The 17,708-nt window shown below is 33.7% G+C and carries 10 protein-coding genes; 5 read left to right on the top strand and 5 right to left on the bottom strand.

Features of this window, described 5'->3' with window-relative positions; genetic code table 11:
* The first annotated feature begins 51 nt into the window (after window positions 1-51).
* Window positions 52-597: a hypothetical protein gene (locus ABD816_RS14075; RefSeq protein ID WP_344928427.1), complete on the top strand. Its 546-nt coding sequence runs from the start codon at window positions 52-54 to the stop codon at window positions 595-597.
* Window positions 598-607: 10 nt separating this feature from the next.
* On the opposite strand, the gene ABD816_RS14070 is transcribed toward ABD816_RS14075, so the two are convergent.
* Window positions 608-4,327 (bottom strand): bifunctional metallophosphoesterase/BamA family protein, encoded by a 3,720-nt coding sequence (locus tag ABD816_RS14070; RefSeq protein WP_344928425.1) that lies wholly within the window; start codon window positions 4,325-4,327, stop codon window positions 608-610.
* Between the two features lie 365 nt (window positions 4,328-4,692).
* Between ABD816_RS14070 and ABD816_RS14065 the strand changes: the two genes are divergently transcribed.
* Window positions 4,693-5,202, top strand: coding sequence for a peroxiredoxin-like family protein (locus tag ABD816_RS14065; protein ID WP_344928423.1), 510 nt, complete (start codon window positions 4,693-4,695; stop codon window positions 5,200-5,202).
* Between the two features lie 96 nt (window positions 5,203-5,298).
* Here the strand turns inward: ABD816_RS14065 and ABD816_RS14060 are convergent, their stop codons facing one another.
* Window positions 5,299-6,762 (bottom strand): glutamate synthase subunit beta, encoded by a 1,464-nt coding sequence (locus ABD816_RS14060; protein ID WP_344928421.1) that lies wholly within the window; start codon window positions 6,760-6,762, stop codon window positions 5,299-5,301.
* 16 nt (window positions 6,763-6,778) lie between these two features.
* Window positions 6,779-11,278, bottom strand: coding sequence for a glutamate synthase large subunit (gene gltB, locus ABD816_RS14055; protein WP_344928420.1), 4,500 nt, complete (start codon window positions 11,276-11,278; stop codon window positions 6,779-6,781).
* Between the two features lie 433 nt (window positions 11,279-11,711).
* On the opposite strand from gltB, the gene ABD816_RS14050 reads away from it, so the two are divergent.
* Complete coding sequence (locus ABD816_RS14050; protein WP_344928417.1) at window positions 11,712-12,050, top strand: P-II family nitrogen regulator; 339 nt, start codon at window positions 11,712-11,714, stop codon at window positions 12,048-12,050.
* A 60-nt stretch (window positions 12,051-12,110) separates the two neighbouring features.
* A complete protein-coding gene (locus ABD816_RS14045; protein WP_344928415.1) occupies window positions 12,111-13,385 on the top strand; it encodes an ammonium transporter in 1,275 nt (424 codons plus the stop codon).
* 84 nt (window positions 13,386-13,469) lie between these two features.
* On the opposite strand, the gene ABD816_RS14040 is transcribed toward ABD816_RS14045, so the two are convergent.
* A complete protein-coding gene (locus ABD816_RS14040; protein ID WP_344928413.1) occupies window positions 13,470-13,808 on the bottom strand; it encodes a DUF4870 domain-containing protein in 339 nt (112 codons plus the stop codon).
* A 204-nt stretch (window positions 13,809-14,012) separates the two neighbouring features.
* Window positions 14,013-15,869, bottom strand: a complete 1,857-nt coding sequence (locus ABD816_RS14035) for a trypsin-like peptidase domain-containing protein (RefSeq protein ID WP_344928411.1) — start codon at window positions 15,867-15,869, stop codon at window positions 14,013-14,015.
* 306 nt (window positions 15,870-16,175) lie between these two features.
* On the opposite strand from ABD816_RS14035, the gene mnmE reads away from it, so the two are divergent.
* Complete coding sequence (gene mnmE / locus ABD816_RS14030; RefSeq protein WP_344928410.1) at window positions 16,176-17,591, top strand: tRNA uridine-5-carboxymethylaminomethyl(34) synthesis GTPase MnmE; 1,416 nt, start codon at window positions 16,176-16,178, stop codon at window positions 17,589-17,591.
* Window positions 17,592-17,708 lie beyond the last annotated feature (117 nt).

The following is a 17,708-nucleotide window of genomic DNA, read 5'->3' as shown; positions in this document are numbered from 1 at the left end:
AAAAAACAACCACTTAATCTATTGCTAAAATTGTAGACACACCGCATTGCTATGAAGAAAATCATATTCTCATCAAACTTCACAACATTTCAGAAAATTTTTCTAATTATGATTTTTTTAGTCCTCTTTTTTCTTGGTTCTCTTATGTTACTTGCGATGATATTATGGATTCTTGGTGCACCAGAATTAGAACATTATTCCATAAGTACCTTCTTCTTAGTTATACTCTTTCCTATTTCTATTGGAATTCTAGTGATGTTATTCTGTAAAAAGGGAATTCTAATTAAAAATGGTAATTTATATAAAACTCAATTTTTCTTCGGAAAAGTGCTTAAGAAGAAACAACTATCTCTGGATCGCATTACAGATATCAGTCTTCTTTCCTTTAATGGTACACAAAAATTCGCTTGGTCCTCTATGGCAAAACCCGATCAAGGATATGAAGTAAAACGATATGAATTATATTTATTAAATGAGAATCATACTGTGAAACTTTTTTTAATATCAACCTCAAAAAAGGAACTGGCAGTAGATTCAATCAATATAATTGCTCAGGAATTAGGATTAGTACATAGCGTATACAACCCAAGGTTTTAATTTTTTTATCCTAAAATTCAAAACCGAAACCTCCCTGGATTTGAAAACCTTCTTCTGATCCAAACATACCCAATCTAAATGCAAATGTATCGGCTCCACTTAACCATAGCCCTCCACCATAAGAAGTATGCCATTGGTTAGAGTTTTGATTGTCAATCCATACTCTACCATAATCAAATCCACCAAATGTTCCAAAGGTTACAGGAAAAACCGAAGTAACAAAACGCTTTATTCTTAATTTTAAATCCGTAGTCTGATAAAAGTATTGTTCTCCCGTAAAACGTTCATTTCTAAATCCTCTTAAACCATTATCTCCACCTATGGATGGCGCGTGATAATAAAAATAGTCACTACCTATATTTGCCATAATCTCTGCTTTTGTTCCCAGAACTAAATGTCCTGAAGGAATTAACTGATGACTACCACCAAGTGTAAAGGATGCATATCCAAATTCATTTTCTGAATTTTGTAAATTTTTCTTATATCCCCCATATAATTTGAAAGTTAAAGATTTAGTAGGAAAATCAAATGCATTTTGACTATCAAAAGAAAAGCCAGTTTCTACACCTGCAAAGGATTGTGCTTCAAAAACCAATGGATTGACATTCATCTGATTTACAAATCGATCCGGATCGTCATTAACCGTTATTGATTCGAACAATGCTTTAAAATATAATGATCTATAACTTACAGAAGCATCCACTTTAATTTGCTCCATCTGTGAACGATTAAAATCCTGATTAAAATCATCTTCAAGGTTTTCCGTTTCATTACCAAATCCAAAAAAGTTATTAGCATACCCATCACTGGTGTAATATCCGTTTAGAGTAAAATTCCAATTAGGAAAAATATTAGCAAAAACACCTTTATATGACAGATCGAAGCCTTGAAAAGTAAAAAAGTAATTTCCACCAAAGGTATGTTGTTGTTTAAAATCTTTACCATCACCATGAATTCCAAATTTAGTGTAGGTATTTCTCAACCCAAGAAACAAACCATCATCATTACGCAAACCAATAGTAGGCATTATAATATTATAATCTTCTTGAAAATATCGCCAATGTAACGTATTAGTTTCATACAAATTCGTTAATTGTTTAGCAGGCTTCTTTTTTGTAAAATCAGATTTCTCGAACTCCCAGTCATACACTTTTATACTTCGCTTATTCTCTATTTTATAAACATCCGTACCATATCCTCCAATTATTTTTATTTTACTGTAGGAGTCGCCATCACCGTTTACTATAAAAGTATCATCATCATTTAATCCATATATCAATATAGTTTTATTTTCATTTTTATCAAAAACCCTATCGTAAAACACCTTGTTTTCCTTCTCTTTTAGGTTTCTTTTTCCAACGATTCTTGTTTTTCCTTCGGGCATTCGTGTAATTTCGAATATATCATCTTTGTGAGTTCCTGAGACCACAGCTGTTTTATTTAGATAGGTAGCATATTCTTTTGCATATTGATCAATATCTTTTAGCCTTTGCTTTAGATTATTTTTTATTTCATTGGTAACATCATCCTGAATCTCAACTGGTAAATTTTTAAATGCCTCATCAACGGAACCTTCACTAAGATTTTCCTGTATAAATTTTGCTTCTTCTATCCAAGCATCTACTCCATATTTAGTAATAAACGTTTGATCCAGATTATGTCCTTCAGCATTAAACCATTTTACACTTTTAATTTTGGGACCATACGATTGCCATAATCTAGTAGGAGGCGAAAACGTCTTTATAAATGGTATTGCAATGCCATCATATTTAGAGAATGTATTATCCCTATCTCTTGCAACTGGTATAAAAAGTTTTTCATCTTTATCATCTTTATCATATTCTACCCATCTCCATTGATCCTGATGTCTATCCCAATCACCTATAAGCATATCAAATATTCTTGCTCGTATATATGCTTTTTGGGCTACTACATAAGATTCATCTTCTTTAATTTTCTCCAGCACATCAGTAGTGCTTTCAAAATCTGATACTTTACCATCTACATCCGGGATGGCGCGCCTATATCCTTCATATTTGTTTTGTTCTTCAGAGGGACGTCTCTCTATATAATATAACTCATCTCCATACCCTTCATTATATACACCTAAACGATTTTGTTTTGGAACATAGAATAAATTAGTTTCAGAATGATTAATATCCAATTTATCTGCCATATCATTAATGACCATTTGCATAAATGGATGCGCAGTAGTAAAAAAATCTGATACTAAATCTTCTGTTAGTGTATTTTCATAATCCTGAGTATCATAAGAAATCCCCTGAATCTTCTGAGTTAAGAATTTTAAAGCCTCTTTTTTTAAAGATCTCATAGCATATTCCCGGTTTTGACTATCTACCAGTCTTAAAGAATTAGATTGATGTCCTCCTCCTCTTTTTTCAACAGTGAGTCCTCCATATAAGGTATCTAATAGTGCAACAGGAACAGTTACTTCTTTATTAAAATAAGATCTGTATCGTTCACCCCACAAAAACGTATAGAATCCAGATTTTTCTAAAGAAGCATCATCTTCAATTATAACGGCCTTTTTCTCAGCAGGGTATGTTGATGTATCAAAATTATAATCTTCATATGTTTTTAGAGGTGTTAAAACATCAAAATTATATTCTTCCTTTTGATTAGGTGTTATAAAACTGACAGATGAAGAACCATCTTCATAATATTCTAATTTAGCAAATCCCTTAGATCCATAGGTAAATTTTCCATTATATTTTAAAGTTCCTCCTGGTGCGTGAATGAACCCATTAGTGCGATAGGTAGCTGATGCATTGCCAAAAGAACCACTAATAATCTGATGTATACCACCCCCTGATAGATATTGCAAGCTTTCCTCATGACCAGAAGCTACGGTAACTCGATCCGACTTTTGTGCAATTGAGCTCACCAAAATTCTTAAATATCTATATCTAGGAAAATCTAACTGATCTTTTGATAAACTCGAAAGATCTTTTACCTCATCGATAACACTCCCTAATACCGGCACCGGTAAGAGATGACTGCCCAAAGTTTCATGCCCAGCGTTGACACCATTACTAAAAATGGGATGATGCATGACAATTAATATATTTTTATCTTGTGCGTCGTTTATATAACCTTCCAATTCTTCTGCAAAACGCCTTCTGGTATTAATATTAGAACACTTCTTGTTAATCTCTTCTACACGATCCCAATTTGTTATAAACCAATATGAGTTCACAATAATCATATCTAGCTGATCATTAACTACTATATGCTCCAGTGGACATCCGTTTTTTTCTTTAAACTCAGCATCAGCAGCAGTATTTTTTTCTATATAATCTTCATATTCCTCCATCTCATCAATCTTAGCATCTTTCCATTCGTTTACTCCATGAGTAAAAATCATTTCTCCTTTAAATCCCTTGGCAAAAGCCAACTGCTCGTCTAATAATGCAAAATCCTTTTTCTTCTCCTTTTCTTTTTCGGATATATTATCTCCTAAAAACAATAAAGTACTTTTTTTATCTGCTTTTGCTAATTCTTCAGAAAGTAATTCACTTAAGCTTTCCGACACATCCTCTCGCTGTTGATTTCCATATCCTCCTACTAAATAAAAGGTATGCTTTACCTTTTTAGATAAAGAAGGCATTAATTGTTCTTCACTTTTTTGTTGTGGTTTATAGGTAGCACATCCATGCAATATCAGTAACGATGCTACAACAAATGAAAACTGAAAGTAATTGATTCTCATAAATATAATATTGAAATAAGTTCAAAAATCAGGATAGTATACTCAATACTATTTACCCTAAAATGTAATTAAAAACATTTTCTAAAATTCATTCGAAATAACGCACTATTACAACAATTCTGTGATCGCTAATCCAAATTTTATTAGCCTAAATGATAAATAATAAACTACTAGTCGAAATGCCTGTATTCTAAAAATAAAATAACAAATGGCTACAAAGGATTTTTACTAAGTAAATACACTAATATGTACTATTTAGAAAAAATTTGATAAACAAGACTTTCAAATTCTTATAATAGAGTTAATACAAACATTATTTAAGTTAAAATAAATTATCTTATAAATTTATATTTGATAAAAAAATTATGATTAAACCAAGAACAAAAGTACCATCACTTGTTGTAGATCTTATTAATGGTACACAGTGGAAATTATCTAATCAGCATCCAGAAAACTATACATTAATCGTATTTTATAGAGGAGTACACTGTCCTGTTTGCAAAAAGTATCTGGAAGAATTAACAGAAAAATTACAAGATTTTATAGATAGAGGAGTACATGTAATTGCCATTAGTTCTGACAGTGAAGAAAGAGCTAAAAGATCTGTTGATGAATGGAATATCACAGCATTACCTCTTGGATTTAATTTATCTATAAAAAAAGGACGTGAATGGGGATTATTTATCTCCAAAGGAATTAGTGAAAAGGAACCTGAAGAATTTACTGAACCAGGCGTTTTCCTGATTAAATCAGATGGTACCTTATATTTTTCAGCTATTCAGACTATGCCATTTGCAAGACCCAATTTTGAAGAAATTTTAAGTGCTATAGATTTTGTTCAGAAAAAGAATTATCCCGCTCGTGGTGAATCATAATGCCATTTAAGTTATATCTCTTTTCTTATTTATATCAAAAAGCTGCTAATCATATTTGATCAGCAGCTTTTTTTATAAAAATAACACTTATTAAAATTAAACTCTTGGAAGATCTCCTTCACCTTTTCGAGGTAAACTTGAAGATCCCATCAAATATGAGTCTATATGATAAGCAGCCTCTCTACCTTCTGAGATTGCCCACACAATAAGAGATTGTCCTCTACGTGTATCTCCGGCAGCAAAAACACCTTTTACATTAGTTGTATAATTTGCTTCTGTAGCGCTAATATTTGTTCTGGCATCCATAGATATCCCCAGTTGTTCTGCAATTGTAGGTTCTGATCCTGTAAACCCAAGAGCTAGCAATGCCAGCTCACATTTCCATTCTTTCTCAGTCCCAGGTATTTCATTTAAAGTAAAACGACCATCGACCTTTTTCCATTCTACTTGTGAAGTAATTAATCCAGTAAGATTACCGTTCTCATCTCCTAAAAACTCTTTTGTAGATATGCTCCAATTACGTTCTGCACCTTCCTCGTGTGATGAACTAGTACGAAGACGCATAGGCCAGAAAGGCCATGGTTGATTAGCCGGACGTTCCGTAGTTCCTTTACCCATAATCTCAAAATTAGTTACTGATGTAGCACCATGACGAATAGAAGTACCAATACAATCTGATCCTGTATCTCCCCCTCCTATTACAATAACATCTTTTCCTGTGGCTAGAATTTCTTCTCCAAGATCACTAATTCCATCTACACGCTTATTATTCTGCTTAAGAAAATCCATCGCCTGTGTCACTCCCTTTAGATCAGCACCTTTTACAGGAAGGTTACGTCTTATAGTAGCTCCTGTGCAAAGCACAACTGCATCAAAATCTTCTTTAAGTGATTCTGCAGTAATATCTTTTCCTATCCAGGTATTGGTCTTAAACACAATACCTTCTTCTTCCAGTACCGTTACTCGACGATCAATCACATTTTTTTCCAGTTTAAAATCAGGAATTCCATATCGTAATAAACCTCCTACTTTTTCATCTCTTTCAAAAACAGTTACTAGATGTCCTGCACGATTTAATTGTTGAGCCGCTGCCAATCCAGCAGGTCCTGATCCAATAACAGCAACAGTTTTACCAGTTCTCTCTTTTGGAGAGACCGCTTTAACCCATCCTTTTTCAAAAGCCTCTTCTACTATGTTTTTTTCTATATTTTCAATAGTAACAGGATCCTCATTAATTCCTAATACACATGCTTCTTCACAAGGTGCAGGGCATAGTCTACCAGTAAACTCAGGAAAATTATTAGTAGAGTGCAATATAGTTGCTGCTTTTTCCCATTTACCTCGATACACTGCGTCATTAAAATCGGGAATTAAATTTCCTAAAGGACACCCACTATGACAAAATGGAACACCACAATCCATACAACGGGCTCCTTGATCTTTCAATTTACTCTCCTCCATTGGAATCGTAAATTCCTTATACTCTTTTATACGATCCTTAACAGGCTGGTACTGCTCAATCTCTCTCTCAAATTCTAAAAATCCAGTTATCTTTCCCATGGTTAATATCGTTTTTTTAAGCTTGCGCTAAGTTTTCTTCTTCTAATCTTTTTAATGCCTGTTTGTATTCTTCTGGTAGAATTTTAATAAATTTAGATAATTCGTTTTCCCAATTCTCTAAAATTCTTTGTGCTATAGGACTTAATGTAGCATTATAATGGTTTTCTATCAAGGTCTTCAATTCCTCAATATCAGCTTGTTCTATTACTGGATCCAGATTTAATGCTTCTTTATTACAGTTTGCCTCAAACGTATTTTTATCATCATAAATATAGGCAATACCTCCAGACATTCCTGCCCCAAAGTTTCTTCCCACTTCACCAAGTATAACAGCAACACCTCCGGTCATATACTCACACCCATGATCTCCGATACCTTCTACCACAGCTTTAGCTCCTGAGTTACGAACACAAAATCGTTCTCCTGCTTTTCCGTTAATATATACTTCACCTGCCGTCGCTCCATACAGGGTAACATTACCCGTTATTACATTTTCTTCAGGCACAATGGTAGCCTCATCTGGTACTTTGATAATTAATTTTGCTCCAGAAAGTCCTTTACCTAGATAATCATTTGTATTTCCATTGACAATCATCGTTAAACCTTTAGTAGCAAATGCTCCAAAACTTTGTCCGGCAGCACCCGTAAAGTTTAGCTTTAAAGTACTATCCGGTAATCCTTGCGCTCCGTATATTTTAGAAATTTCATTACTTAAAATAGCTCCTACCGCTCTATCGGTATTGATAATATCAAAATCTAATGTAGTTTTCTCTTTTCTAAATAATGCCTGGTGTGCTTGTTCTATTATCTCAAAATCTATGGATTTACCTAATCCATGATCTTGTCTTTCTGAATTATACAAAGTCACATTGTCTGGTGCTGCAACCTTGTGTAAAATTGGAGAAAGATCAATTCCTGCAGATTTATAATGACTAATAGCCGCTTTTCTATCTAGTTTTTGTACTTGCCCTACCATTTCATCTATAGTACGGAAACCAAGTTGTGCCATAATCGCTCTCAACTCTTCTGCAACAAAATACATATAGTTTACCACGTGTTCTGGTTTCCCTTTGAATCGTTTACGTAATTCAGGATTTTGCGTTGCTATACCCGCTGGACAGGTATTCAGATGACATACACGCATCATAATACAGCCTGAAGCTACTAATGGTGCTGTTGCGAAACCAAATTCTTCTGCCCCCAGCAAACAAGCTACTGCCACATCACGTCCGGTTTTTAATTGACCATCACATTCTAGAACGATTCTACTTCTCAGGTTGTTACCTACTAATGTTTGTTGCGCTTCTGCAATACCAAGTTCCCAAGGCAGACCCGCATGTTTTAATGATGTTAATGGTGATGCTCCTGTCCCTCCATCAAATCCGGATATTAAGACAACATCTGCTTTTGCTTTTGCAACTCCTGCAGCAACAGTACCTACTCCTACTTCAGACACTAACTTAACATTAACTCTTGCACTTCTATTTGCAGATTTTAAATCATAAATAAGTTGCGATAAATCTTCAATTGAATAAATATCGTGGTGTGGCGGTGGTGATATCAACCCTACATATGGTGTAGAATTACGTGTTTTAGCAATTTCCGGATTTACTTTAGGTCCAGGTAACTGACCTCCTTCTCCGGGTTTAGCACCCTGCGCCATTTTTATTTGAATCTCTGCTGCATTTGTCAAATAATTTGACGATACTCCAAATCTACCTGAAGCTACCTGCTTAATAGCACTATTCTTCCAATCTCCATTCGCATCTTTATAAAAACGAGTAGGATCTTCTCCTCCTTCACCAGAATTACTTTTTCCGCCTATACGATTCATTGCTACTGCAAGATTCTCGTGAGCTTCTTTACTAATCGATCCGTAAGACATCGCTCCTGTTTTAAAACGTTTCACAATTTCTGTCCACGGTTCTACTTCTTCTATAGGAATAGGGTCATAATTAGAAAACTCTAGTAACCCTCTAATGGTCATTAAACTTTTAGACTGTTCATTAATCAAGTTAGCATATTCCCTGTATGTCTTTGGGTCATTATCCCTAACTGATTTTTGTAATTTAGCCACAGACATTGGATTAAACTGATGTTTTTCTCCATTACGTCTCCACTTATATTGTCCACCAAATTCTAAATCCAGCGTAGCATCTACTTCTCTTTCAATATATGCTCTCTTATGACGTTTTCCTATTTCTTTTTCTATCTCATACAATCCAATTCCTTGAATACGTGTGGCTGTATTAGGAAAATACTGATCCACCACCTTAGTATTGATACCTATACATTCGAATAACTGAGAACTTCTGTAAGAATTCAAAGTAGAAATACCAATTTTATTCATTACTTTAAGCACTCCTTTACCAACAGCTTTATTATAGTTTGTTACTGCTTCTTCTCCGGATAAACCAGAAATATTCTGCTCATCAATCTGCTCCTTTATAATCTCATTGACCATATATGGATTGATTGCACTAGCCCCATATCCGAATAGTAGCGCAAAATGATGTACTTCTCTAGGTTCTGCAGATTCTATAATAAGACTCACTTTGGAACGCTTACCCAATCTTTGTAATCCACTATTAACATAAGAGCAGGCTAACAAAGCAGGAATCGGAGCTCTGTGCTTACTAACGTTTCTATCAGATAAAATTACAATATTACTACCTTCATCAATTGTGTCTGAAACATTTTTAAGTAATACTTCCAACGCATCTTCTAAGCCATTTAAGCCGCGATTTACATTATAAAGCATTGGTACAGACGTGGCTTTAAAACCATTTTCTGTATATGTTTTTATTTTATCCAAATCCTCTTTAGAAATAACAGGATTTTGAATCTTTAATTTTTTACAATGTTTTTCATTAATATCAAAAATATTATGATCAGACCCTAATGTCAAACTAATATCAGTTATTAATTCTTCACGGATACCATCTAATGGCGGGTTGGTTACTTGTGCAAATAACTGCTTAAAATAATTATAAATTAATTGTGGACGTTCAGAAAGTACAGCAATTGGGGTATCAGACCCCATAGATCCAATAGGTTCCTTTGCCGATTGACTCATGGGAACGATAATAACATCAATATCTTCCTGTGTGTATCCAAAAATCTCTTTACGAGTATCTATAGTTTCTTCGCCTAAGAATAAAGGGCAGTCATTATATGATATGTTTTTTAAATGAACCAAATTAGCATTAATCCATTTACGATATGGATGTTTTGCTGCTATTTCTTCTTTAATTTCTTCATCGTTAATAATACGTCCTTCACCCATATCAACCAGAAACATCTTCCCTGGCTCTAATCGTCCATGAAACTCTATATTACTTGGTTCGATATCTACAACACCAGTTTCTGAGGACATTATTACATATCCATCTTTAGTCACCGTATAGCGAGAAGGTCTTAATCCGTTTCTGTCCAGAACAGCTCCTATATAATTACCGTCAGTAAATGGAATTGAAGCAGGACCATCCCAAGGTTCTACAGCACAAGAGTTAAATTCATAAAATGCTTTCTTCTCATCAGACATATTTGGATTTTTCTCCCAAGCTTCTGGTACCATCATCATCATTACTTCTGGTAATGATCTCCCTGTCATTAACAACAATTCAACAACCATATCCATAGAAGCAGAATCTGACTTCCCTTTTAATACAACTGGTAATATTTTTTTAATATCTTCTCCAAACCAATCACTTTCTAATAGTTCTTCTCTGGATCGCATTCGGGAAACATTACCTCTTAAGGTATTAATTTCTCCATTATGACACATATATCTAAACGGCTGTGCTAGATCCCAAGTGGGAAATGTATTTGTAGAAAAACGCTGATGTACTAAAGCTAATCTTGTTACCACCTTAGGGTCCATAAGATCTGTATAGTACAATTTTATATCTTCGGGCATTAAAAGCCCTTTAAATATTAAAGTCTTCGTAGATAAACTTGGTAGATAGAAAAATTTGTTTTCAGATAATTTAGAACTATAAATAGTATGTTCTGCAATTTTACGTGCGCTAAATAATTTCAAATTAAAATCAAAATAGCTTTGTTCCGGATTACTTTTACCAATAAAAATTTGTTTGATAAATGGTTCTGTAGTAGCAGCTATTTCTCCTAAATGAATATGATCTACAGGAACATTTCTCCATCCTAACAAAACAAGTCCCTGATCTTCTACACTCTTCTCAAAGGTATCAATACAAAACTGTCTCTGATTATCTTTTTTAGGTAAGAATACATTACTTACAGCATATTCTCCAGCCTCTGGTAAATCAAATGTGCAGTTTTCAACAAAAAAATCGTGTGGTATATCAATCAGTATTCCAGCACCATCACCTGTTTTTCCATCCGCACTTACCGCACCTCGATGCTCTAATTTCTCAAGAATCTCTAATGCTTTATGTATGATATCATTCGACTTCTTCCCTTCCAAACTACATATAAATCCGGCACCACATGCGTCGTGTTCGAATTCTGGTAAATACATTCCTTGTTTCTTCATATTATTTCCGATCTAAACGATTTCTAGATGATGAAATTAACAAATCATTAAGGAAAGAAAAAGAAAATCGCTCCTTATCTCATTACTTTTCTTTGCTCTTTAAAAAAAGACCATAATCAATAAAATAATCACAAAATATAGACTTTTCATTACGAATTTGACAACGTGTTTTTTGTTAAAAATGTAAATATGACAAGGGATTGAAGCTTTTTATTCATGAAAATTGAGTAATTCAAGATTTTGAATAAAAAAATTGATATTTAACTAAGGAATCATCAGTTTTTGACCTTAAAAATAAATACCCCCCATTTTTTTAGGGGTAATTCTTTAAAAATGATAAAAATTATAAGTTTACCCTTTAAAACATAGATGTTAAAAATTAAATAACATATTTTTGAAACAGATTTAACATTAATTTTAACTTTTAATCTTTATGAAGAAAATAGAAGCAATCATCAGAAGATCTAAATATCGCGTTGTAAAGGAAGCTTTACATGACAAAGGCGTAACATTTTTTTCTTACTGGGATGTTACGGGTGTAGGAAACGAACAAAAAGGAAGTGTTTATAGAGGTGTTTCTTACAGTACAACAGATATTCAAAGACGTTATCTATCCATCGTTGTCAATGATGAATTTGTAGAAGGTGCTATCGCTGCGATTTTGGAAGCGGGTAAGACAGGAGAAGTAGGAGATGGTAAAATCTTTATTTCTGACATAAACGAAGCTTATAGAATACGCACAGCAGAAAAAGGTAGTGATACATTGTCTTAACAGTTTATCATTATTACACATTACTAACTAAAACGAAAACAATTAAAGATCAATTACACAATGGAAATGTTAACTATAAATAATGTATGGATGATGGTGTGTACTGCACTTGTCTTCTTTATGCACTTAGGTTTCTCTTTTTTAGAAATTGGATTAACCCGTCAGAAAAACACAATAAATATTCTGTTTAAGAATGTTTTTATTATCTGTGTAGGATTATTATTATACTACATCGGAGGATTTAACTTGATGTATCCCGGATTCGAAGCAGGGGATGCTGGATTTTTAAAATTTGCAGGATTTGGGATTGAGGCTCCGGCAAACGGAATGACTCCAGAATATGCAAGTGCAGGTTATACCTGGTGGACAGATTTCTTATTTCAGGGTATGTTTGCTGCTACTGCTGCTACCATTGTTTCTGGAGCTGTTGCTGAAAGAATTAAACTTGGAGCATTTATGACTTTTACCGTAGTATACGTTGGGTTAATTTACCCAATTGTTGGTGCTTGGAAATGGGGAGGCGGATGGCTTCATACCCTCGGAAACAAATATAATGCTGCTGGAGAAATTATATCAGAAGCTGGTTTTTATGATTTTGCAGGATCAACACTTGTACACTCTGTAGGAGGATGGGCTGCATTAGTTGCTGTATTTTTATTAGGATCAAGAATTGGGAAATTTAATGCTGAAGGAAAGCCTCAAGCAATTCCAGGACACAATATACCATTAGCTACCGCAGGTGTACTCATCTTATGGCTAGGATGGTTTGGATTTAACGGAGGATCTGTATTATCTGCTGATCCTGCAGCTACATCACTTACACTAGTAACTACTTGTCTTGCAGCTGCAGCTGGAGGAATCGGAGCTTTTATTACTTCTACAGTATTATATAAAAATTATGACTTAACTATGTTCTTAAACGGAATATTGGGAGGTCTTGTAGGTATTACTGCTGGAGCTGATCTTATGTCACCTAATGAAGCTGTTATTATCGGTATCATCGCTGGTGTTATTATTGTATTAGGTGTTGCATTAGTAGATAAATTAAAATTAGATGATCCTGTTGGAGCCATTGCTGTACATTTAATTTGTGGTATCTGGGGTACATTAGCTGTTGGAATTTTTGGAACAAAAGCTGGTGGGGATCAACTTTTATATCAACTAACAGGAATCGGAGCAATCGGAGCATTCTGTCTAATATCGGCTTTTATCATACTTTTTGCTATTAAGAAAACAGTAGGATTAAGAGTATCTGAAAAAGAAGAAATCGATGGTTTGGATGGTCACGAACATGGGATGGATGCATATCCTGATTTCAGAACTAATGAACATTAGAAAACAAAACTAGTTTTATTGTATATAAAAAAAAGAGGGCGATTTTGATAAATCGCCCTCTTTTTTATTTCAGGATAGGATACCTTATTTTATAATTTCTAAGGATAAAGGATAAGAAGGACTTTCCCCATCATTTACTTTAATGGCATTTATGATAGGAAATACAATACATAGAATTCCTATCACAGCCAATCCCAAGGCACCCAGACCAAATAAAAATGTCAAGGGAATACAAATGATCCCATAAATTAACATACTGAGTTGAAAGTTGACGATTGACTTACCATGTTCATCCATAGCTAATACTTTATCTTTTTGAGTGATCCAAAGAATTAAAGGAACAATAAATCCCCCAAAACCGGTAACTACATCTAATAATTGCGATAGATGAGTAAAAACTAATAATTGCCTGTCTTTTTTCATAATTTATTTTTTTGATTGATGAATGTAAATATGCTAATTTTATTAGCATCTATATTTATATGACGAAATACAGACTAAAACGTTACAATTATTAAAAAATACGAAGTGAAACACATTAAAAAAGGTGTCTTTGAAACTTTCCAAAGACACCTTTTTCTTAACTAAAAATAGAATTTTATACGATTAAAATAGATCCCATAACTACTATTTTATTATAACATTATGCGTAGTTATAGCACCTTGACTATTAACTCTTAACAAATACATACCTGAGCTTAACGAAAACTGAGAAGTCTTTACTTCGTTATCACCTTCTTTTAAATAAATTTCACCATGCTTCTTACCTAAATACGAATAGATAGTTGCGACCGCATTGTCAAACTCTTTTCCTACCTTAATAGAAAATACTTGGTCAGAAGGATTTGGATAAATAAAAACAGCATTTTGTGCTAAAACTTCTTCTTCGTTTATACTTTCGATTTCGCCAGCAACTGATTCCGAATTGTCTGCGGATTCGCTCAATGGTATAATTTGCCATTGTAAATTTTGACTTGGATTACTAGATGTATATAGATTCACATTTTGACCATTGGCACCATTGCTTCCTCCATTAATAGAAAACCCAGATGAATTTCGTTTTTCCAACTTAACATATCCTCCACCAGCATTCACCTTTCTCCAGTGCTGATTATAATTATTTGCATTGTATGTCCATAAATACACATTTTGTCTAAGTGAACCTCCATTACCCCCATCAATTGCATAATTAGTCCCGTTTTTTATATAGGAGTAGTATCCACCCCCTTGATCGATTTCGATCCATTGTTGATTGACATTACCTGGATCACTAGACCATAAATATAAATTTTGCCCATCAGCACCACCATTATTACCATCTAAAGCATACCCAGAGGCATTTCTTTTCACTATTTGCACAAGATTAGTTGTGGTACCCGGATTATCGAGATCCATTGCATCCCAAAAAGCAGAAATAGTAGCTCTTTCTCCAAAATTGGAACCATTGATTGACCTACATCCTCCATAGGCATGCACACCAACTGCATTACCTGTAGCCTCATCAATGATAGGACTTCCAGAATTCCCTCCTTCTGTATCAGTCTGATAGTACACATAATTGGAGTTCGTACTTGTCATTGGACCGGTATGAGTTTGTTGAGTCTGATTATCACTACCACTATCTACTCCATATCCAGTTATTCTTATAGTACTGCCGGGCGTAGCTTGTGTTACATTATATGATTTTCTTTGTGCCTGAATAGGTGTTTGACCCGTTTCAGAATTAGAACTTGCCGTAAAAACAGCCCAATCAGTTATTGAAGTTCCTGCATAAGGAGTTATAAAATTACCTATAGGATATTGATCTTCTGGTCCTGGATGCACAATACTTCTATCTGAATTAGAAGGTGGGACATTAAATTCGATTATAGTTGCTCTACTTGCATCTGCACAATGCCCTGCAGTTACTAATTTTCCATTACGTATAATCCAGCCCGTACAACCTATAGGAACGATTCTTCCAATTGCTGCATCATTAGATGATACTCTGTCATCTGTAGATCCACATTGAGATTTAGTTTGTTGGGCACGTTCTCCAACACCGACTTTATGAATCGTAAAACCTACATTTTTTTCGTCATTTACTACCTGTAAGGATACAGTTACTTCATCGCCATTAAAATATGCAGAGCTATTTTGCCAATTTTTAATCGTTTCACCTGTTAAAGTTTGAGAATGACCATCTAGAGTAGAAGTTATTGTTAAGGTACTTTGCTCTCCCAGATTAATATCAGTAAAAAATAAACGTAGCCATTCAGCATTTTTTTCTGAAATTTTTTCTGAAATAATTTCGGCGCTTTTGGTATTCAATTTATTATCTTCTGATTGAAAAACAAGATCATATTTTACATAATGCCGTTCCAATTCGTCTTGTGCATTACCTATAAAAGGTGATAACAAAGTTAAAAAAATAAGAAAGAGTACTAATTTCTGAAAACGATAGCCAATAAAAGAGTAAGATTGATTTGTGTCTAAATACTTCATAAAAGTAAGATTAAAAAGGTTAATAAATATCTATTATAAACTGCAATTTCTTGAAAACACTTTCTCAAAAAAACACAGGTCTTATACAACTCTATATTGTATATGTACTTATAACTACACTAAACCTTTGTAGTTTATTTACACATATCTAATATTTTATTATTCCTTTTTTCCCTCCCTAAATTGGATGACCAATTTAGCAAATTATTTTAAGTAAATCAATATAAATCAACAACTTAAAAAGTTTACAATAAAAACACAAACTACATACGGATAATACTTACTTTTGTTCCTTTATATATTATTATGATTCCACAAGATACTATTGTTGCATTAGCAACTCCATCTGGAGCTGGTGCAATTGCAGTGATTCGGGTATCCGGATCTCAATCGATAACTATATGCTCCTCTATATTTAAATCAATAAGTGGTAAAAATCTTGCTAAACAAAAAACACATACAATTCACCTGGGACACATTATTGATGGAGAACGCATTCTGGACGAAGTTTTAGTTTCTATTTTTAAAAACACTAACTCCTATACAGGAGAACCCACTGTAGAAATTTCTTGCCACGGATCTAGTTATATACAACAAGAAATCATTCAATTATTACTCCGTAATGGTTGTAGAATAGCGAATGCTGGAGAATTCACCTTACGCGCTTTCATTCACGGAAAGTTAGACCTATCACAAGCAGAAGCCGTCGCAGATTTAATTTCTTCAGATTCAGAAGCTTCACATCAGATTGCTATGCAGCAGATGCGTGGTGGTTTTAGTTCTGAAATCAAAAAATTACGTGATGAACTTCTCAATTTTGCATCTCTTATAGAGTTAGAATTAGATTTTGCTGAAGAAGATGTTAAATTTGCGAATAGAGGTCAATTTCAAGAGTTGATTTCTAAAATCACTACCGTATTAAAACGGCTCATTGATTCATTTGCTATAGGAAATGTAATAAAAAACGGAATTCCTGTTGCGATTGTGGGAGAACCAAATGTTGGGAAATCTACATTACTCAATGCATTGCTTAATGAAGAAAGAGCAATAGTATCTGATATTGCCGGTACTACACGCGATACTATTGAAGATGAAATCATTATCGGTGGCATTGGTTTTCGATTTATCGATACCGCAGGAATTAGAAAAACAAAAGATGTAATTGAAGAACTAGGAATTCAAAAAACTTTTGAGAAGATAGCACAAGCTCAAGTTGTCATTTACTTAGTTGACAGTTCTGAAATGATAGAATCAGTCAATACTCCTATCATCTCTTCTAAGGGCAAAGAAAAGGTTATTGAAATCAATCAAATAAAAAATAAGTATCCTCAAAAACCAATCATTATTGTAGCTAATAAAGTGGATCAACTTGAAGAAAATCAAATTATACACTTACAATCCGAAATTTCAACTATTCATTTATTATCTGCTAAAAAGCATATAGGAGTTGAATCATTACAAAATAAACTTTTAGAGTTTGTAAACACAGGTGCCCTCCGCAATAATGATACTATTGTTACCAATTCAAGACACTACGATGCTTTATTAAAAGCGCTAGAAGAAATCCAGAAAGTTCAGTATGGATTAGATGCTGGATTATCAGGTGATTTAATGGCAATAGATATTAGGCAAGCGCTATTTCACTTTGGAGAAATCACTGGAGAAATTACTTCAGATGATTTATTGGGAAATATTTTCGCTAATTTCTGTATCGGGAAGTAAGCCAACAAAACAAACAAATACCAATCACATAATAACCTATGTAAACAATTGATTTTAAATATTAATTGTTAATAATTACTATATTTTAGTTAATATCTATTACCTGTTTCTTACGCA

The sequence above is a fragment of the Aquimarina addita genome, assembly GCF_039539305.1.
In the GTDB taxonomy this organism is placed as follows: domain Bacteria; phylum Bacteroidota; class Bacteroidia; order Flavobacteriales; family Flavobacteriaceae; genus Aquimarina; species Aquimarina addita.
This window is presented reverse-complemented; position numbering and strand designations above follow the sequence as displayed.